Consider the following 18,533-nt stretch of genomic DNA (forward strand, 5'->3'; position numbering starts at 1 on the left):
GTATTTTCTGTCTGACCATTGGCAGGGCCTGACGTTAAGGTATACGTCAGCGTCAAATTATCCGTATCCGTATCATTGGCTTCAAGGGAATCCAGGGGGATACTTTTGGTTGCTCCCTCATTAAGTTTCAGGCCGTTGTTGGTTGAAATGGTCGGCGTATCGTCATCTACTGCGACCACCGTGATACTGAAGGTTTGACCTGTCAATTCATTGGGAACACCATCGGCTACCTTAAACGTAAAACTGTCGGATGTCGTATTCGTGCCATCATGGACATACTGGATCTTACCGTCTATCAGGTTCTGCTGCGTAAAACTGCTGATCGATACTCCGGGGTTGTCTGTATTTTCTGCCTGGCCATTGGATAATGCCGACGTCAAAGTATATGTTAACGTCGCATTATCCGTATCTGTATCATTGGCTTCAAGGGAATCCAAGGGGATGCTTTTGGTTGCTCCCTCATTAAGTTTCAGGCCGTTGTTGGTTGAGATGGTCGGTGTATCGTCATCTATGGCTACTATGGTAATATTGAACGTCTGGTTGGTTACTTCGCCCCCAACACCATCAGCTACTGAAAATATAAAGCTGTCTGAGGTGGTATTACTGCCGTCATGTACGTAGGTGATCAGATTATTAGTTACATCACTCTGGGTAAAAGTCCCGTTCAGACCAAGAGTAGAGCCGTTATTCTTTGTTGCACCATGATCCGCCAGATCTGTAATTGTGTAAGTTAAGGTAGCATCATCCTGTTCAGCATCTGTATACTCCAAAGAATCAATGGGAATGGTTGCTGTTGCGCCCTCGTTCAATTGCAAGCCATTATTTGTGCTGAGTGACGGGTTGGTATTGCCTGCAACAGGACTATCATAGGTGATATTATCAAAAACACCTGCCACATCCAGGGTATCCGTGTATGGCCCGTCTCCCGGATCAGTATCCGGCTTTAAGATGGCATTGAATCTCACAGAGTCCACATTCCCCCAGTTGAACGTGTGGACCCCTGCAGTACGAACATTTATGGTATCCGGACCTTCTGTCTGGCTCCCGCCCGAATAGCCGGCCACCCAGTAAGTGGGGCTCCCATATCCTATTACATCATCAATATAAACAGAAACAAATTTAAATGCAGCGCCTGTGGTCAAGTACATCGTCAAGTAATCTGAAGTCCCGGCACTATAATTGGAATACACACCTTTTGATCCACTTGCGCCCTCAGCACCACTCAGGCAAGCTCCTTCAGAATTACTATTCATGAATTTAAATGCTTCTATGGCAGATCCACCTGAAACGCACTGATCTGAAGACAAAGAACTCCCCTCGAAGTCCTCGGTTGTCTCAACAGCCGACACCTGTGACAGGCTGGCTAAAAAAAGAAGGATAACAAGAATATACAGTCGTATATAGCGTTGCATACAATCCTCGTTTGTTAAAAAAGCAGATGGCACATCATATTAAAAATGTATCAAAGACAACTACTTAAAAGCAATAAAAAATTGATGCATAAACCTCACTCGCTCTGCTCTCAATGCATTGCTTCCATCTTTTTTTCTACAAGTTCTTGTCGAAGACGCAGAAGAGCTCTATTACCAGGGTCAAGATCAAGCGATTCATCAACATTGCGTATTGCGCCATCAATATCTCCTGTTGCAAGTAACAGTTGATGGTAAAAATACCGATTACGTAAAGTGACCGGGATTTTATTTGTCGAATCTTTCATCAAAGAGACAGCCAACTGAAGAGCTTTTTCTTTTTCTTCATTCAATATATTAATTTCCTTAACAATTGGCACAGAGTCAACAGGAGAAGACAGTATTAAATGCTGCTTAAGGAACATGATTTTTTTAGATAATTGCTCACTTGCATGCCGGTATGATTCAGCAGCAAAGATAAATGGCAATGTGTAAAATCTTGTTACCCTTCTCTCCATATCTGTTTGCTGTCGCATCGGCTTAGTCATGGACCTGTAATTATACACCTTTTCTATAAGGTATTGTGTCCGCTTTACATTTACCAAATTCTCTTTCTTCACTTCCTGCCCTGCAAAACGATACAGCATCCCTTCGACCTGCATATACGGGGCAAGCCCAACCAGTACCTTTTCCTGAACAAAGAGTGAAAAATATATGGGACGCTTTCTGCTGTTTTCATCAACAATATTCAGCAGTAGTAAATCCTGCGGTAATATAATGTCTTTCTCATCAGCAGTCGGAAAACGAACAGTAATGCCACTTTTGGGCAGATTCACCTGATTATTACCGGTTATACCGTTTTTACCGGCGACCAATTTTTTATCGACCAACATATCGGGTAATGACAGAGCCTTATGCATTTTTGCAACATACCACTGCGTATTCAGGTATGAAAAACAGACGATCTGTACATCTGTACGTATCCCCTCAACATGCTGCAGAAACCATAATGGAAAGACCTGATTATCACCCCCGACAATGAGCATTGCATTTTCTTCACACGTTTGTAAAAGATTGTATGCAAAATCATAGACAAACCAATCACCTGACCGATCAACCTCTGTATAATTTGCCAAAATGGGAACAAGTGGCAGCAGCAGAGACAGCCAGAGCCCGATATAGCCACTATTTTTCAGGATTTTTCTTGGAGAACGGCACAGCAGATACAAGCATCCTGCGAGCCCAAGTCCAACCAGAATGGCCAGGGCGATAAAGGCGGCAATGTAATAATAATCCCGGACTCGAACCTCGGGAGGAATGTATGCCGATTTCTGATGCTTGGCCACTACCGCTTTCTGACCAGCATGTTGCAAGCCTTCTGTATTTACCTGCTGCTGGCGAAGTGCATCTTTATACGTAATTTGCGTGCCGTCTGAAAAATTCAAATACATAACCATGACAACACTTGAAACAAGAAAAAAAGATACAAAAAGGGTTATTATGGCTGCATTACAGCGCAACCAGAAAAATATTCCCCAGAGCATAAGCAAAGAAGGCAGAGCATAAAAAAAAATATACAACGCCCTCCTCAATGGAGAGCCTCGTAACATATTGTTCGCCGAGGGATTTGCGCTTCTGTCAACAGCAATGGATGGACCAAAATGATAAAACTGCGTCAGGTGAAAACCGCCGTAGCCAATCTGCCCGTGCAAGCCGAATTGATTGGAAAGAGTTCCCCTCCGGTGCAACATTCGAGAAAACATGCTGCCTTCAACAAGGTAACCGGCTCGATCCAGATATTTCCTGAAGGATTCCGTAGAAACTCGCCCGTCCTGAGTAATCAGGGCTGTATGGTGTGTATCCAGTACCGGCTGCAGTGAAGAACGAACAGGGATAGAGGCGAATGAAGAAAAGCCGATAACAGCGGCAAGTGTAATAAAAAAAACGAATTTCAGGTTACCGTTCGTCGCGCCTGTCGCCACTCCCTTTGTCCCAAAAAAACTTAACAGGACAATGCAGCAAAATGGAAGCAAGGATACAAATGAGCCTTCAGCCATATACGCAGCAATAAAAAAGCCAGGCAGAGCAATACCGGGAGATGCCCACTTTGAAACAGAACGCGATGTAAAGAGGTGCAAGGCAAGCACCCCCAGCAACAGAGGGCAGGCAACAAGAAACAGGCTCGCACAACTGGCTACGGAACATAACACTGCTGCTGCAAGCCATAACCGCCAGTCCCATCGCTTGCCGGAATCCGCCATGAGCACAAAAATAATAAGAGGTGGCAAGGCCAGAACAGAAAAAAAGTGAATACCGATCCCTAGAAATACAACATAAAAAGCCAATACAAGGTATCTGTCCCGCACATCTGAGGAAGAACCGGCCCATAGCATTGCCAGATAAAAAACAATCACCACAGCCAGCATGCAAGGGACATATACTGACGCTTCGACGGCAGAAAACCAAAACGTATAGTTGCAAACACCATAAAGAGCAGTAACCGCCGCAGAAGAAAACACAAGCTGTCTTTTCCACCAGGTGTCAGGTTCTCCTACAAGCTGTAGAACGACCAGTGCAACCATCCGATATAAAAAAAATGCGGTACATGCACCAGTGAGAACAGACAGAAAATTCACACGAGCTGCGATCTGTTCAAAACCGGTAAGAAATACAGTGAACACCCGGGCCAACAAAACATACAACGGGTTTCCCGGCGAATGATTTATACCCAGGGTATATGCTGCGGTGATATATTCTCCACAGTCCCAGAAAGAGACTGTGGGCGCCATCGTAGACCAGAACAGCCCGAAAGCGAGAATAAAGACGCTCCACGAAACAATGTTGTGTATTGTTGTAAATTTCAGTATAAGCTCCTTGATCTGTAAACAATGCGCTGATATCAACGTGCAGATTACCTGGACCGACACCCCACTTGCCGGAGGTTGCATTCCCCCTTGCCAATCAAGACTAAGACTATCTCGAAAAATTCCGGAATTTTCCTCAAAGCAGCAATGAGTTTACTGCTCCTCAGCATTCTTATCCGGCATACCCCACTGGCAGCCATGCTCATACAGTTGCAACAGATAAAGCTGTCCTGGTTTTTCCTTGCCATTGTATTCCTGCAAGCAGTCTCTATTCTGCAGGCCATACGATGGCGCACCATGATTATCATCCCCCAAGAGAACAAACCTCAAATCCGATCGTTTTACTATCACGTAGCCATAGGCAATTTCTTTAACCTGTGTCTCATGTCAGGCATAGGGGGAGATGCTGTTAAATCCTACGCACTGGGGAAAAAGATTGAGAATGTTAGCAGATCAGTCGCAGCACTATTGCTTTCCCGGGCACTGGGCGCTGGTGCGCTTATTGCTCTGTTCTGGCTGTTTTTTCTAACCAACAGCAGCATCTCAGCGCCTGCACCAATTCTCTCCTTCATGACAACACTCACCTTGGGAGCCTTGCTTTTTGTTTCCTGGCTGATCCATCCCCGCCAACCCACTGAAGGGGTACAAAACCAGGCAGGCGGCCACATCTGGGTGCAGCGCCTTCGGTATACAGGCAAAGCACTTGCAGCCTATCAAGGCAACCCTCTTCTTCTTGCCAGAGGCCTGGTTTTGTCCTGTTTACTCCAGCTACTCCTTCTCAGCTGTGAATATATGGCATACCGCGCCGTTGGCACTTCTCTGCCTTACTCTTCAATATTTCTTTTTATGCCTGCCATTCACATCATCACCCTGCTTCCGATATCTCTTTATGGTATCGGTGTGAGAGAATGGTTAAGCATCCATCTGTTCACACTTCTTCCCGGCATAGAGAATGAGCATTGTTTGACGGCAGTATTCATATGTTATATCCTTTCTTTTCTACAGGCATTTATTGGCGGCGTTTTGCTGCTTGGCAACAGTTTACGCCACCAGAATAAATAAAGCTACTTATCCGTTTTTCTTACAACACTGAACATATGAAAAAAAAACAAAAAACACCTGTTTCCACAAAAAATCCAAAGGGACAACGACTTTTTGGTAAAGTCAATATGATATTGTTTGTACTGGCGTTGTTATTTCTGGGAGCAGGATACTATTGCCTTATGCAGGAACCTGCAGATGGAGTGCTTTCACTTACCGTTGCGCCAATTATCCTGGTCATCTGTTACCTGATCCTGTTTCCCCTGGCCATACTGTATAAAAGGAAAGAAAAATAGAGCCAGTACCTCCAGATCATTCATTTTTCTGACAAGCACGGTTTGCCGCGTATACAATCCATCCGTTACGGGGAAGACACCCATGGTTCGATACCCATTTTTCCTTTCTCTCTTGGTCAAGGCTGAACTTTACGCTGTATCAGGTGTTGAACATTACAGCCATATTGCCGGATGGCCAGTCTGGCCAGAGTGACAAGAAATTCCACAAGATCAAATACCGCCAGTTTTGAGGTACTGTACTCACGCCTGTGAAAGGTTATTGGAATTTCTTTTACAATGGCCCCATTTCGAAGTAACTCAACCAATAAAGATGTTGTAAAAGAGTACCCTCTCCCTGGCAATTTTTCATGATCGCACGCGCGTATAAGCTCGGCATCAATACACCTGAACCCCGAAGTGCAGTCACATGGACCACCATGCAACCTGCACAGTTTTCGAATAAGAACATTACCAAAAATACTTAGCATTCGCCTGAACACTGGAAAACATGGCGTAGAACCACCGGATATAAACCGGGACCCAATAACGACTGGAAATCCTAACCCGTAATTTTTCAACAAGACGTGTAACAGTTCAGGATCATGCTGAAAATCAGCATCCATCTGAATGATGATATCTGCTTTAAGATGTTGAAGACAGTAAGATATACCACGTTTATAAGCATACCCAAGCCCTCTTTTTTTCCCTGTGAGCAAATGAAGGTTTTCATAGGTTCCCATCATGCTCTTAACAATCTCGCCTGTTCCATCAGGGGAATTATCATCAACAACTAAGATTTGAAGTTCAAAGTCTTGTATATACTCAAAACAGAAAAAAACTTCCAAAAGGATCTTTTTTATATTGTCGACTTCATTATAGGTCGGCAACACAACACAGACGACATTACGCATTCATATACCTTAACGACATTTGTATTAAAAATATATTTTCACCATTTTACGTTATATCACTTCTTCAACAAAAGACAGAACATATCACTATGGCAATGCACTGCTCAGTAATATTACTTCTATTTCTTCAATGAGTTCCTCTTGACGTAGCATATTACATTTGCGTGCAAGCTCTTCGGCTTCATCGTCGAGGCGTTTCACTGCACCTTCCAGGTGGCTCACTCTGTGCTGATTTTCCATTAAAAGTGAAGTGAAAAATATGTCATTCAGCAGGGCAAACAGATACTGATCCATAAGTGAAAAAAGCAGTTTTTGGGGCGACAAATTCAGTATGGGCGGATGCCTGTAGGGCCGTTTTCCTGTTACAACCTGCTGAAAGGGAGGCAGAAGCCTCTGTATGACAACACCTTCTAAGTTGCCATGATACAGACAATAGACTTCCAATAAACCTCGGGTATTGTGCAGGTCAGTAAGCGTACTGATCACCTCTTTGAGCAGCGAAGTCACTTCTTCTGCCACACTTGCTCCTGCAATGCAAGCTGCCAGACTGTCGTCTCCTTCTAAAAGAACGTGTAATTTGTGCCCAATCGCTATCACCATGGACTTGGAAGAGGCATTCTCCAGGCGGATAGTCTCATACTGTTTCGCCAGGGTGTAGTTGAAGTCACCGCAAAATCCTCGCTCGGTCCCTATCACGACATACACACTGGCCATTTCTGCTGTGTCAGTTGGCAGTATCTCCGGGTAAAAGCCGAGGATATCTTCGGCAACATTTTCAAGATGTTCCACAACAGCCTGCTGTGCACCAAGATACCGGGAAAGTTTCCGCGTCTCCAAATAGGCCAAGGTTTTCATGGAATTCATAATATTCCGAATTTCAGCAAGGCCATGTCGATGTTTCTCAAGATCACGTCGTTTGCTCATGATTGCCGGCCTTCTTTATGTGCGTGAACCATCCGGATACAACAGAACTCCACTCTTCCCGGGGTGCATCCAGGTCAAGAACTGATCCGTTGACACAGCCTTCAATTTCTCTGAGAATTCCCGCCACTGCTTCAGGATCTACTGCGTCAAATAAACCATCGTTAAAAGCAACCATCCATGCCATCTGGAAAGTTTCTGGCAAGGGCGCAAGACGATCCTGCTTCAGGATTTCTCGAAGTAAACGCCCTCTGTGGATGGTTGTTTCCTTGGACTGTTCCAATCTCGCTCCAAAGCGGGTAAAAACCTCCAACTCCAGAAACTGCAAGTAATCGAGCTTCATGTGGCCGGCTTCTTTTTTAATCTTTGCATGCTGCGCCTGACCGCCGATACGGGACACGGAACGGGTAATATCAATGGCAGGCCGAAATCCTCCCGAGAAAAGACTGTGGTCCAGGTATACCTGTCCATCGGTAATAGAAATCAGGTTTGTCGGAATGTAGGCAGCTATTTCGCCCAATCTGGTTTCCACAATGGGGAGTGCCGTCATGCTGCCGCCACCATGGTCTGCATTCAAACAGGTAGCCCTTTCAAGCAAACGGGAATGCACTGAAAAAATATCTCCAGGATACGCTTCTCTGCCCGGCGGTCGACGAAGCAGTAACGACAGTTCCCGATAGGATTTGGCATGGGTGGAAAGGTCATCATACACAACCAGTACATCTTGGCCCTTATGCATCCAGAATTCTGCCACAGCACACCCCGCAAAAGGTGCAAGATGTTGCAGCCCTGGTAAACTGCTGGCCTCAGCCACAACCACAGTGGTGTAATCCAGCGCACCATGCCTGCGAAGAATATCAATGGTGCCGACTACGGCAGACCGCTTCTGCCCTATAAGCACATACACGCATTGTACGTTCCGATCGCGCTGATTGATCACGGTATCCAAAGCAATGGAGCTTCGTCCCAATCCTTCATCACCGATAAGCAGCTGTCTTTGCCCCTTGCCGATTGGAATAATGGTGTCAATAATCTTAATCCCGGTGTAGAGCGGTTTACGGACAAAATCACGAGCCACAATGGGAGGAGATGAAGATTCCAGCGGTTGCCACCGACTTGGAACGAGGACAGGGCCATCATCAAGTGGCAGGCCAAGAGGATCAATAATACGCCCAACCAGCCCATCACCCACCGGGATGCTCAATGCGCGGCCGGTAGACTGTACAGTGGTGCCTGAGGTCAATGCATCTGTTTCATGGAGAAGTACAGCTCCGATGGATTTTTCGTTAAGATCACAGACCATTGCGCGACTGCCATCTTCAAAGCTCAAAACCTCATCCATTGCTGCAGACGGCAAGCCTTCTATCCAGGTAATGCCGTCACCAACGGAAATGACCCGCCCCTGCTCATTGATTCTGAGTCCCGGCCGGTAGCTATTCAGCCACTCTTTCTGTGCCTGTAACAGATGACTCTCCATGCCCTCAGCCCTCTGCATGACTCAGAGCGACAAAACCCTTGAGTTCATCACGGAGATTAGCGCCCAGCACCCAGGAACCAATGGTTATCTGTACCCCGGCCAACAGCTCACTGTCCTGTTCAAAACGTAGGGGCATATCCACAGCAACAAGTTTTTCTAAAGCAGATCCCAACTCTCTACACAGATTTTCTGGAAGTTCAAAGGCGCTGGTAACGATGCTTTCCTGTTCAGAGATGCCCGAATAATCGATGCGCAAATTTGCTATACGTTCAGCAGAGAGAAGAGACAACTCCTGAATCACCATCTCCACCAGTCGTTTTTCCATATCCTGGCAGGCTCCGATTTTCAGGAGGAGCGCAGCAAAAGACGCGGCCTGTTGCAGGGCGGTTTCTTCTATATTACGCACCATATCTGCCTGACGCCGTTCTTCAGAAACCAGGCTTTTCATTCTCTCCTCTGCGAGCATCTGCTTCATCTCTTCCAGTTTATGAGAATATTCCTCCTCAATCTCTTGGGTAAACGCTTCATGGGCCAGTTGTTTTTCCTTTTCCCAGTCGGCAAGCCTGTTTTCATACCTGCCTTTCAGTGTTTCACCTTCGGAAGCGAGTTTTTTTGCATCAGCCAGGCTTTTATCAATTGTTGCCTGTCTCCGTTCAATCACTTCCCGTACCGGTTTATAAAAAAAACGTTTTAATATCCACACCAAAACCAGGAAATTTATACTTTCAAGCAGAAAGGTAGACCAGTTCATTTCCACGTGGCAGTTCCCCCAGTCGCATATGTCTTGGTTAACATACCTGTTTTTACTGTACCATGAATTCAAGCAGTGGATTACGAAACAACACTATGAGCACCACAACCAGTACATAGATAACCAAAGACTCAATCATGGCCAGCCCGATAAACAAGGTACGCATGATGGAACGTTCTGCCTCTGGTTGCCTGGAAAGAGCATCCATGGCTCGGCTGACAGCCCACCCCATGGCGATGGCTGGCAAAGTCACCCCGAGAGAAATGCCGAATACCGCTACCACAGTTGAAACCAAAGAGAAAAGATGCATGTCACTCATTGGCTGCTCCTTGTCTGTTGACGAAGTTGGAGTGATTGAATTCCACCGGCAATATAAATAAGCGCCAGCATGCCAAATATATACGCCTGTACCAATGCCTCCACAATATGGAGCATCAGTATGGGAACCGGGGCAAGAAATCCTGCGACCATTAAAATCAACAGAGCTGTAAGTTCCAGGCTCATGATATTACCGAAAAGTCGCACAGCCAAAGCTATAGTTCTGGTTATTTCACTGATGATATGAAACGGCAGCAAGACAGGCGTAGGAGACAAGTAATGACGCAGATATGCTTTCAGCCCCTGTATACGAATACCGAACCAGTGCGTAGACAGAAATACCACAAAAGCCAGGGCTGCAGTGGCTGACAGGTCTCGGGTGGGAGAATGAACTGTGGGGATAAGCCCTGCCAGGTTTGCAATAATCAAAAATATCCAGATCGTACCGACAAAGGGCATAATCCTTCGGAAATGCTGCGGTGCAACCGCTTCCACAGCCTCCTCAATGGCAATCACAATTCCTTCAATGGCGGTTTGGACCGGCCCGGGTGAAAGACGTAATCGGCGCATGACCAGCAAGGCAAAAAGCCAAATACCGGCCATAAGAGCCCAGGTCGTCACCACTGTACCGGTGACCTCAAGGGGGCCTATTTGAAAAATTAGTTCACTGGTCAGACTCATTTCGCTCATGACTATGTCTCTCCAGAAATGAGATTTTTATTCGAGCTTATGACTCGCAGCACATATTTCCACACACATCTAACTGATATTACAAGCAGTAAGCTTTCAATATAAAATCTGGGAAAAAGGCTCTTTCTAAAGAGACACAATCTTATTCCCGGATAAAGAAGTATACGTTGAAAGCGCCCACAACCACACCAACCACAATCAGGCTGGTTGTCCAGCGAATGGAATAACCAGGCGCCATGCTGTCCAGCCACTTCCCAAGGTAGGCACCACCGATCACAGGTAGAACAAACAACAGGCCCAAGGTTCCCATAAATACCGTATGACCGAGTAAAGTAGGACGATCCTGTTCTGCTTTCTTCATACGCCGAACCTGCCGCTCTACCTGTTCCTTTAATTCTGTTTCATCTGAATGAGGCATATCAGGCGCTCCCTTTTTGACGAATTCCCCACAGGTAGCGGAGGACTCCCTGTTCCAGATGATGGAGACTTTCTTTAATGGAACGTAGCTTATGTTCCTCCAGGAGCAACTGTTCCTGCATAGCCTGACTGATGCGGGTATAGTCATCATCCATCATATAGCGCCTTGAACTAATGAGCAGAACATCATCGCAAACAGACAACACTGCACCTGGCAACGCTACATATGTCCAGTTTCTTCCATCCAACTGAAACTTTGCCAGGCCAATGACCAGGGCGGTTATAAAACGGGCATGTCCGGGCAAAATGCCAAAACTTCCACTGGCATCCTCTCCAACAAAAGAAGTTACGTTGGTGACAACCTCCGAATGAGTGGCATCCTGTAATGTGAGTGTAAGACTATGCATGTATTAATCCTATATTGTTTTGGGCATCTTTCTTATATCCAAGATATGCCTTCCAATTACCCTTGCATGGTGCCTCGCATATAGCATTCATTCTCCGGAAACTCATCATACTGTCCTATGAGAAAAGCTTCACAGTCTGTCAGTGTTTGTTCCAATGGCACAGACACCCCCTGTATTCCAGTGTGGGAACGTGTCGTCCAGAATGGCTGGGTGAGGTATCGTTGCAGTTTGCGAGCCCGCATAACAATTTTACGATCCTTTACAGAAAGCTCTTCAACCCCCAGCATGGTCAAAATATCCTGTAATTCCTCATAGCGTGCAAGATGTTCCCGTACTCCTGCCGCGATGCTGTAATGATATTCACCCAACGTGTATCGATCCATCAGCCTACTCTCAGACTCCAGGGGAGCGACTGCCGGATAAATTCCTTTAGCTGCCTGACTCCGGGAAAGCATTACCGTTGTATCAAGATGGTTCATAATCACGCCAACCGCGGGATCCATCATGTCATCAGCTGGCACATAAACGGCCTGTACCGAGGTAATGGACCCTTCACGCGTGGACAGAATCCTGTCCTGCATCTCTGCAACTTCACTGGAAAGGGTTGGCTGATACCCAACGGTGGCAGGCATTCTTCCCAGCAGTATGGAAACTTCGCTCCCCGCCTGAACAAAACGAAAAATATTGTCCATCACAAACAGCACGTCCTTCTGCAAGGTATCCCGGAGATATTCTGCATAGGTAAGCGCTGAAAGCCCTACCCTGAAACGTACCCCTGGTGATTCATCCATCTGCCCGAAGACCATGAGGGTTTTAGAAAGCACTCCCGCTTTGCGTATTTCATACCAGAGTTCATGTCCCTCGCGAATTCTCTCTCCTACGCCCGCAAATACCGAAACCCCTTTATGCAGTGTAGCCAAGGCATGCATGAATTCCATAATGAGAACGGTTTTGCCTACACCGGCGCCACCAAATAGTCCTATCTTGGCCCCCTTAAAAAAAGGGCACAGCAGGTCTATCACTTTAATGCCGGTTTCAAGCATTTCGCTTACCCCGACAACTTCTTTTAAAGGTAAGGGACGCCTGTGAATGGGATAGAAATCCGGGGTCTCCAAAACACCCTCATCATCCAGGGGCTCACCAAAAATATTGAGCAGACGACCAAGACAATGGGTGGTCACAGGAATATGGAGTGGTGCACCGGTATCATAAATGGTCATCCCCCTCCGAAGTCCGGAGGTCCGATGCAGTGTTATGGCGCGGACATGGCGTGCATCAAGATGCTGATGCACTTCAAACAGATAGGTTTCATGATCGAGATTGGCGATCAGGGCCTGACGCAGAGGTGGGAGCATATCACATGCAATGATAACAACCGAACCATGGACCTCTGCAACATGACCAATCGGCACATGGTTACCTGCTGTGAAAGTTGATTGTTCCAACATGTAACCGGTTCCATAGGGTTGAAAAACTATCTTCACGGAACACCCGTGAATAATAAAGCAAGCCTTTAGGGTCACGGAAAAAATACATTATTCAATCTTGCCTGTCTCTCAACTCGGTAAAATCGTCGCGTCAATGGCTCAATACGGTCAGTATGGAGCCATTGACGCTACTACGTTACCAAACCGATATCCTATACGCAATTTTTGGATATTAAGTATTTTCCGCGGTCGTTATCCCATTGTTATTTTTTATTATATAGCAGGAAAAGAGCCCATGTCAAAGCAGGGAAGAGAAACACCGCAGCGCTAACGGAGTTTAACCGCATCTTGGTTAACGTCTCTAAGCAATCAAGAATCCTGGTAAGTCTTATAGGTCAGCCATCTCGGATAATACAGTCCCCAGCGAATAGCGCAGACACGAAGAACAAATATGATGCACATGGCAAAGTATTTACTGCCTCCGAACGTTGGAAAACAACACATGGCAACGGCAAAAAAAACAGCACCGATCAAGGCAGGTGTGGCATAAAACTCCCTCCCCATGACCAATGGTGTTCTTCCCGTGAGGATATCTCGTACCACCCCTCCTACAATACCTGTAATAATTCCCATCACAACGGCTGTAGTATAGCCAAACCCCAGGTTAAAACTTTTTTCCATGGCCAGAATGGTAAACAGGGACAAGCCGAGTGCATCGGCATACTCAAACAGCTTCAATAAACGGGTAACTACTCTCACCCCAAAAAAAGCAACAATCGATGCAACAAGGGAAACCCAGAAATAGGTTGTGTCTGCAATCCAAAAAATAGGATTGGCATCCAGAATAATATCACGGAGAGTTCCCCCACCAAGAGCGGTAACCACACCAAGCAACACAATGCTGAAGATATCCATATCTTTTTTACCTGCTGCGATCACCCCAGTGACAGAGAACGCAACTACCGCGATTAAACCCACATAGTACAACACTACCTGACCCTCCTTTAATAAGGCCTTTTATGTATGATAAGGTAAAAAAAAAGTATCCGGAATACGATGCGCATCCAGCGGCTGCATCTGGTATTATAATCCCTTGGAAAATTCAAGAAAAACCGTAACCAGTTACAAATACAGGAGGGGTGCCAGGTTTAGTCACTTACCCTATGTGCAGTTACGAAAAACCATGCTTTTATTATACTAGAACTCAATCCTGCTTAGCGGCGATGAAGTCGTCAGTTTAGGGGCACGGAAAAAATACATTATCCAATCTTGCTTGTCTCTCAACTCGATAACGTCGTCGCGTCAACGGCTCAATACGGCCAATATGGAACCATTGACGCGACGTCGTTACCAAACCGATATCCTACGCAATTTTTGGATTTGTATTATTTTCCGCGACCCTTATTTATCTCTGCTTTTTCTTTTTTAGCATGTTGCAGGCGATCACCAGATTTACGTGAAAATACTCGATCAATTTCAATTGTGGCATCATGCCAACTTTCATTAAAAAATATGAACATATGAATTCGCATAAACTCGAGCACAAATTTATAGAAGAAATTGAAAATTTTACATTTTCTCAGGAAAGGCTTGAACAAACGTTGCAGATGATTCCTGATACAGGACGTCTCTTAGAAATTGGAATCTGCTTCAGGGAAACAATAGATTTTTATCGGGAAAAATTTCACGGCGACTGTTATGGAGTTGATATATCTAGAAAAATAATCAAAAACAGATCTATTGATTTTACGGAGGCCAAAGTCTGCGATGTTTCAACTGAAGACATACCGTGGGAAAATAACTTTTTCGACGTAATTGTGTGCAATGAAGTTATTGAGCACGTATACAATACAGATAACATGCTGGCAGAAATACATCGTGTTCTTGCAGAAACAGGAATATTGATAATCAGCACGCCTAACCTGGCATCATTCATCAACAGGATATTTTTACTCTTCGGACTGCAACCTCTTTGCACCGAGGTGTCAACTCAAAGTACCCATTATGGCAATTTTTTACGACAGAAGCTGGTACCAGCAGGACATATACGAAACTTTACATACAAAGCGTTAGCTGACCTTCTGGAAGAAAGTGGGTTCATAATTACTACCCAATGTTGCACAAGTATCAGCTCCAAAAAGCTTGTTTCTTGTCTTGAAAACCTTGCTGGAAAAATACATGTCAGCTTAGGAAGCAACATTATACTTGGATGTATGAAGAAATAATGCGGATTAACCCCACTGCCTCCTGTTGACGGCCTTGTTACACAACCAGAAAACCAGCAAAATCGACACCATGGTCACAACGCTTCCCCAGGCACAAACTGAAAGATAATCTGATACGGCAGCACCTTTTTCGGTAAGCGTTCTGCGTACCAGACGGGAGACAAAAGGCATGCCTGAAAGCAAAAGCACCACCTGATAAAAAATTGCGCAGAATAAGTAGAGGATGGCACCAGGCTCCAGAGTGCTCACCTTGCTCCCTGATTTAAAATCAGCAAAGTACATACCAAACCCCAGGGCAAGCCCCAGGCTGGTCCAGGTTAACAGCATCCCTGTAAAGACAGATACCCAGCCCATGGGTCCGCTGATCTGCAACAGATAATTGGAGATTACAATCAGCACCAGTGCCAACAGGGTGAAGGGAAAAAAGTAAAACTGATATTTATACCACAGGTATTGTTTCCACGAGAGGGGGGAGACAGCCAACAGATAATAGGCCCCCTGTTCAGCAGAGATTGAGGGGTACACAAACCGCGTGGCCAGCGAGGCTGCCAGAAATCCGGACAGGCCGATATTGGCAAAGGAAATCACATTACTGACAAAAAAAACCGAAACAGGTGAACGATCCAGAGGCAACACTTTAAAGTTATACAGATATACCACTATCAGAGCGGCAATCATAAAAAACTGCGACCATTCACTGGAGTCGCGCAGGAAATATTTCAATTCTTTTCGCCAGATCCAGGCCCGAATGGAATGAAAGTGTCGAACTGGACGAAATTCCCGATGCCCTCCAAATGATTCCTGGGATTTGGAGTATCCCACGACAAACAAGTGATCCATCAACCATTGTCCCAGGAAAAACAAAACAAAAGGTGTGGTGACAAGAAGCCCGGTCAAGAGCAGGTCCACCTGTCCATCAAGGAGGTATGAAGAGATCATGTTTGCCGCCCACCCTGCTGGCAGCCAGGGACCGGCCGGGGCTGAAACAGCTGAAAAATAATCGATAAATTGTCCGTAGTTGTCCGGGTTCACCAATTCTTCCGGCCGTATCATACGAAAAACCAGATACAGAAATATGCCAAAACACAGCGACAGATAAAAAACGATATCCTTGGTTCGACGGGCTGGAAAATAGTAGACAACCAATACTGTCAGGATTGTGGCGATCCCCGTAGCGATAAGGGTCACCGATGGAACAGCAATCACCAGAAGTGGCCAGAACAGCGGCCCAGCGTGAAAAATCTTACCATACGCTCCAAAGACCGGCAGCGAGAAAACCAGGATCATCCAGGAGGTATTCATCGCAGTTGTCAGGTAGCGCATAAGATACATTTCCGATGGCTGAACTGGCGAACTAAGAAGAATTTCATTATCTTCGGCCAGGTAAAATGTGGTTACAGCGGAAATCATGGAAGAAAAGATCAACATGGTGAAAATCATAATCCAGGCCATCTGGAAAATCTTCAGGCTGAGAATAACACCAAGTTCGTTCTGGCTGTGGAAGTACTGCAGCACCCTGCTGCTCACAAAGTAGATGAGCAGACAAACACCAATGCCTGCCACAAGAATAAGGGCTGCATTCATCCCGAACCGTTTCCCGGGAAAAAGGCGATTGAGACTGGTCTGAATCCAGGGTGTGAGCAGACGTAACGCCTCAATATCACACCTTTTTATCAGATAATGAGGAGCCGCGCAGTGCCCTTATAACATCCAGCAGTTCAAAGGCCCCTGTCAACTGGAGAAATATATCTTCAAGGTGCTCATTTCCGCTGCCCGCTTCTGCACGAAGTTCGTCCATTGTTCCCATTGCCCGGATCTGCCCCTCGACAATAATGCCGATCCGGTCACAAAGTTCTTCTGCAATCTCCATGGAATGGGTGGAAAGAAAAATCGCCGTACCCTCCCTGGCCTTTTGTCGAAAAAGCTCCTTCACGACTCGGGCACTTTTGGGATCCAAACCGACCATGGGTTCATCGACAATGATCAGTTCCTGGTTAAGCATCAGCACTGAACTCATTATCAACTTTTGCCGCATACCGTGGGAATAGCCTTCGATAAGGTGGTGACGCCATTTGGCAAGGTCGAACAGGTCCAGGTATCCGACGGCATTCTCAAGGGCTTTGCCACCAGCTGCTTCGGGATACAGACTACTGATAAAATGAAGGTATTCATCCCCGGTAAGTTTTTCATAGAGAAAGGGGCGGTCCGGGATATAACCTGTCCGTTGCTTGCAGCCAACCGGATCAAGAGCCATATCCATTCCACCGATAGCTATGTTGCCAGAGGTTGGTTTAAGTAAGCCTACCAGCATTTTGATGGTGGTGGTCTTTCCAGCACCATTGGGACCGAGAAAACCAAAAATTTCCCCTTGATTGATATCAAGATCCAGCTCGTTGACCGCAGTAAAATCAGCAAAGGATTTGGACAGGTTTCTTGTGGTCAGCAGGCTTTGACTCATGGACGTATCAACTCATTTAAAAAATCTGCAGAAATAGGTTCAATGGTTTCTTCAGCCATTGCCCTGTATTTTGGTTCCTTGAGAAAAACAAATCCGGCAGGGGATTCCTCTTTGACCACGTCACCGGCATCATCAAGCCAGAAATTCAGTCTTACCCCACTGATAGTCTGCATGAATTTATGCAGAGGCAGAACCCGCCCGTTTACAAAAACGTCATCGAGGCCCTTGTATTCCACCACAGTATTTCTAGTGGCAAGGCTCATAGGATCAAAAAATGGCAGTTTCATCTTGTCCCCAGGTTGTATTCCCTTTTTCAGCAGGTAACTTCTTCTGGCTGAGGGAATAACCGGTGAAGAATCCACCGGCACTTGTTTGTGCAGAGATTCATTTCCGGTCTGCAAATTGATATCAATTACATTGCCGGCGACCTCTCCTTTTGCATGCATTGTCTGAAAGGGCGACTCCAGGGATATATCAAATGCATGCAGGCTATTATCCTCCAGGAGATCTGCCTGCAGACGGAGGATGACCCGATGCACCATTTCTGCCACATTGATGTGAATTTCTGCCAACTGATCAATATGCAAGGTGCCGCTATCGCCAGTCTCATACCTGTTGACCATATACCCTATCTTGGCATTGTTGAAATAGATACCCTGATATTCTTCCCGGTCAGCCTCTCTTCGTATATTACGTTCCTGTATAGATACAGAGGTGATAAAAGCATCCCGCATGAGTAATCCGCATAGCAGGGCCAGCCAAATTCCAACAAGAATAAACTTGAAAATGAACCAGTTTTTTCGCGCAGTTCGGTCAGACATATTTTTTTAGCAAACTACTTCATAGTCAAATACACACCGCAGGAAAATTTCGCCTCAGATATAACCACTGTTAGTATCATAGGGCAAAATTCTCAAAAATATCAAGGAAACAGGTATGACA

18 protein-coding genes are annotated in these 18,533 nt (G+C 45.8%); 3 read left to right on the top strand and 15 right to left on the bottom strand.

All coding sequences use genetic code 11. The annotated features are described in order from the left end of the window. Together G493_RS33785 and G493_RS0126475 are read right to left on the bottom strand one after the other, a co-directional pair. A partial coding sequence (locus tag G493_RS33785) for a cadherin-like domain-containing protein (RefSeq protein WP_035276065.1) occupies positions 1 to 1,412 on the bottom strand: 1,412 nt, incomplete at its 3' end. Between the two features lie 110 nt (positions 1,413 to 1,522). After that, positions 1,523 to 4,357, bottom strand: a complete 2,835-nt coding sequence (locus G493_RS0126475; RefSeq protein WP_084813789.1) for a glycosyltransferase family 117 protein — start codon at positions 4,355 to 4,357, stop codon at positions 1,523 to 1,525. A gap of 6 nt (positions 4,358 to 4,363) precedes the next feature. Here G493_RS0126475 and G493_RS0126480 point away from each other — a divergent pair, with 6 nt between their 5' ends. Continuing rightward, positions 4,364 to 5,335, top strand: coding sequence for a lysylphosphatidylglycerol synthase transmembrane domain-containing protein (locus tag G493_RS0126480; RefSeq protein ID WP_269746362.1), 972 nt, complete (start codon positions 4,364 to 4,366; stop codon positions 5,333 to 5,335). Between the two features lie 35 nt (positions 5,336 to 5,370). Then, positions 5,371 to 5,610 (top strand): hypothetical protein, encoded by a 240-nt coding sequence (locus G493_RS31505; protein WP_035276067.1) that lies wholly within the window; start codon positions 5,371 to 5,373, stop codon positions 5,608 to 5,610. 116 nt (positions 5,611 to 5,726) lie between these two features. On the opposite strand, the gene G493_RS31510 is transcribed toward G493_RS31505, so the two are convergent. From G493_RS31510 to G493_RS0126535, 10 genes are all read right to left on the bottom strand, one after another. Then, entirely contained in the window at positions 5,727 to 6,500 is a 774-nt protein-coding gene (locus G493_RS31510) for a polyprenol monophosphomannose synthase (protein ID WP_051310022.1), read from the bottom strand. An 87-nt stretch (positions 6,501 to 6,587) separates the two neighbouring features. Next, the gene (locus tag G493_RS0126495; RefSeq protein ID WP_028582767.1) at positions 6,588 to 7,424 is read right to left on the bottom strand and encodes a F0F1 ATP synthase subunit gamma; all 837 of its coding nucleotides are present in this window, start codon (positions 7,422 to 7,424) and stop codon (positions 6,588 to 6,590) included. Continuing rightward, positions 7,408 to 8,898, bottom strand: a complete 1,491-nt coding sequence (locus G493_RS31515; RefSeq protein ID WP_051310024.1) for a F0F1 ATP synthase subunit alpha — start codon at positions 8,896 to 8,898, stop codon at positions 7,408 to 7,410. Before G493_RS31515 ends, G493_RS0126495 begins: the two co-directional genes overlap by 17 nt. A 4-nt stretch (positions 8,899 to 8,902) precedes the next feature. Further along, complete coding sequence (locus G493_RS0126505; RefSeq protein ID WP_051310026.1) at positions 8,903 to 9,649, bottom strand: F0F1 ATP synthase subunit delta; 747 nt, start codon at positions 9,647 to 9,649, stop codon at positions 8,903 to 8,905. A gap of 52 nt (positions 9,650 to 9,701) precedes the next feature. After that, a complete protein-coding gene (locus G493_RS0126510) occupies positions 9,702 to 9,968 on the bottom strand; it encodes an ATP synthase subunit c family protein (RefSeq protein ID WP_028582769.1) in 267 nt (88 codons plus the stop codon). After that, on the bottom strand, positions 9,965 to 10,657 hold the full coding sequence (locus tag G493_RS0126515) for a F0F1 ATP synthase subunit A (protein WP_035276070.1): 693 nt from the start codon (positions 10,655 to 10,657) through the stop codon (positions 9,965 to 9,967). Before G493_RS0126515 ends, G493_RS0126510 begins: the two co-directional genes overlap by 4 nt. Positions 10,658 to 10,799: 142 nt before the next feature. After that, the gene (locus G493_RS0126520) at positions 10,800 to 11,075 is read right to left on the bottom strand and encodes an AtpZ/AtpI family protein (protein WP_028582771.1); all 276 of its coding nucleotides are present in this window, start codon (positions 11,073 to 11,075) and stop codon (positions 10,800 to 10,802) included. A 1-nt stretch (position 11,076) separates the two neighbouring features. Further along, positions 11,077 to 11,481: a F0F1 ATP synthase subunit epsilon gene (locus G493_RS0126525; RefSeq protein WP_028582772.1), complete on the bottom strand. Its 405-nt coding sequence runs from the start codon at positions 11,479 to 11,481 to the stop codon at positions 11,077 to 11,079. 56 nt (positions 11,482 to 11,537) lie between these two features. Beyond that, the gene (atpD, locus tag G493_RS0126530) at positions 11,538 to 12,929 is read right to left on the bottom strand and encodes a F0F1 ATP synthase subunit beta (RefSeq protein WP_051310028.1); all 1,392 of its coding nucleotides are present in this window, start codon (positions 12,927 to 12,929) and stop codon (positions 11,538 to 11,540) included. 348 nt (positions 12,930 to 13,277) lie between these two features. Beyond that, a complete protein-coding gene (locus G493_RS0126535; protein WP_028582774.1) occupies positions 13,278 to 13,898 on the bottom strand; it encodes a trimeric intracellular cation channel family protein in 621 nt (206 codons plus the stop codon). Between the two features lie 530 nt (positions 13,899 to 14,428). On the opposite strand from G493_RS0126535, the gene G493_RS0126545 reads away from it, so the two are divergent. After that, complete coding sequence (locus G493_RS0126545; protein WP_028582775.1) at positions 14,429 to 15,133, top strand: class I SAM-dependent methyltransferase; 705 nt, start codon at positions 14,429 to 14,431, stop codon at positions 15,131 to 15,133. A gap of 6 nt (positions 15,134 to 15,139) precedes the next feature. Here G493_RS0126545 and G493_RS31520 read toward each other — a convergent pair whose 3' ends face one another. The 3 genes from G493_RS31520 to G493_RS0126560 form a co-directional block, all read right to left on the bottom strand. Continuing rightward, positions 15,140 to 16,717: a putative ABC transporter permease subunit gene (locus G493_RS31520; RefSeq protein WP_051310030.1), complete on the bottom strand. Its 1,578-nt coding sequence runs from the start codon at positions 16,715 to 16,717 to the stop codon at positions 15,140 to 15,142. A 76-nt stretch (positions 16,718 to 16,793) separates the two neighbouring features. Next, the gene (locus G493_RS0126555) at positions 16,794 to 17,591 is read right to left on the bottom strand and encodes an ABC transporter ATP-binding protein (protein WP_028582776.1); all 798 of its coding nucleotides are present in this window, start codon (positions 17,589 to 17,591) and stop codon (positions 16,794 to 16,796) included. Then, positions 17,588 to 18,412 (bottom strand): hypothetical protein, encoded by an 825-nt coding sequence (locus tag G493_RS0126560; RefSeq protein ID WP_028582777.1) that lies wholly within the window; start codon positions 18,410 to 18,412, stop codon positions 17,588 to 17,590. Before G493_RS0126560 ends, G493_RS0126555 begins: the two co-directional genes overlap by 4 nt. Positions 18,413 to 18,533: the final 121 nt, after the last annotated feature.

Source organism: Desulfogranum japonicum DSM 18378, assembly GCF_000429945.1.
In the GTDB taxonomy this organism is placed as follows: Bacteria; Desulfobacterota; Desulfobulbia; order Desulfobulbales; family Desulfobulbaceae; genus Desulfogranum; species Desulfogranum japonicum.

Bases quoted from the DNA above. Each gene is read 5' to 3' on its own strand.
- G493_RS0126475 (WP_084813789.1), bottom strand. From the start codon at position 4,357: ATGCAACCTCCGGCAAGTGGGGTGTCGGTCCAGGTAATCTGCACGTTG.
- G493_RS0126555 (WP_028582776.1), bottom strand. From the start codon at position 17,591: ATGAGTCAAAGCCTGCTGACCACAAGAAACCTGTCCAAATCCTTTGCT.
- G493_RS0126520 (WP_028582771.1), bottom strand. From the start codon at position 11,075: ATGCCTCATTCAGATGAAACAGAATTAAAGGAACAGGTAGAGCGGCAG.
- G493_RS31505 (WP_035276067.1), top strand. From the start codon at position 5,371: ATGAAAAAAAAACAAAAAACACCTGTTTCCACAAAAAATCCAAAGGGA.
- G493_RS0126510 (WP_028582769.1), bottom strand. From the start codon at position 9,968: ATGAGTGACATGCATCTTTTCTCTTTGGTTTCAACTGTGGTAGCGGTA.
- G493_RS0126515 (WP_035276070.1), bottom strand. From the start codon at position 10,657: ATGAGCGAAATGAGTCTGACCAGTGAACTAATTTTTCAAATAGGCCCC.
- atpD (WP_051310028.1), bottom strand. From the start codon at position 12,929: ATGTTGGAACAATCAACTTTCACAGCAGGTAACCATGTGCCGATTGGT.
- G493_RS31515 (WP_051310024.1), bottom strand. From the start codon at position 8,898: ATGGAGAGTCATCTGTTACAGGCACAGAAAGAGTGGCTGAATAGCTAC.
- G493_RS0126495 (WP_028582767.1), bottom strand. From the start codon at position 7,424: ATGAGCAAACGACGTGATCTTGAGAAACATCGACATGGCCTTGCTGAA.
- G493_RS0126525 (WP_028582772.1), bottom strand. From the start codon at position 11,481: ATGCATAGTCTTACACTCACATTACAGGATGCCACTCATTCGGAGGTT.
- G493_RS0126505 (WP_051310026.1), bottom strand. From the start codon at position 9,649: ATGAACTGGTCTACCTTTCTGCTTGAAAGTATAAATTTCCTGGTTTTG.
- G493_RS31520 (WP_051310030.1), bottom strand. From the start codon at position 16,717: ATGAATGCAGCCCTTATTCTTGTGGCAGGCATTGGTGTTTGTCTGCTC.
- G493_RS31510 (WP_051310022.1), bottom strand. From the start codon at position 6,500: ATGCGTAATGTCGTCTGTGTTGTGTTGCCGACCTATAATGAAGTCGAC.
- G493_RS0126545 (WP_028582775.1), top strand. From the start codon at position 14,429: ATGAATTCGCATAAACTCGAGCACAAATTTATAGAAGAAATTGAAAAT.
- G493_RS0126560 (WP_028582777.1), bottom strand. From the start codon at position 18,412: ATGTCTGACCGAACTGCGCGAAAAAACTGGTTCATTTTCAAGTTTATT.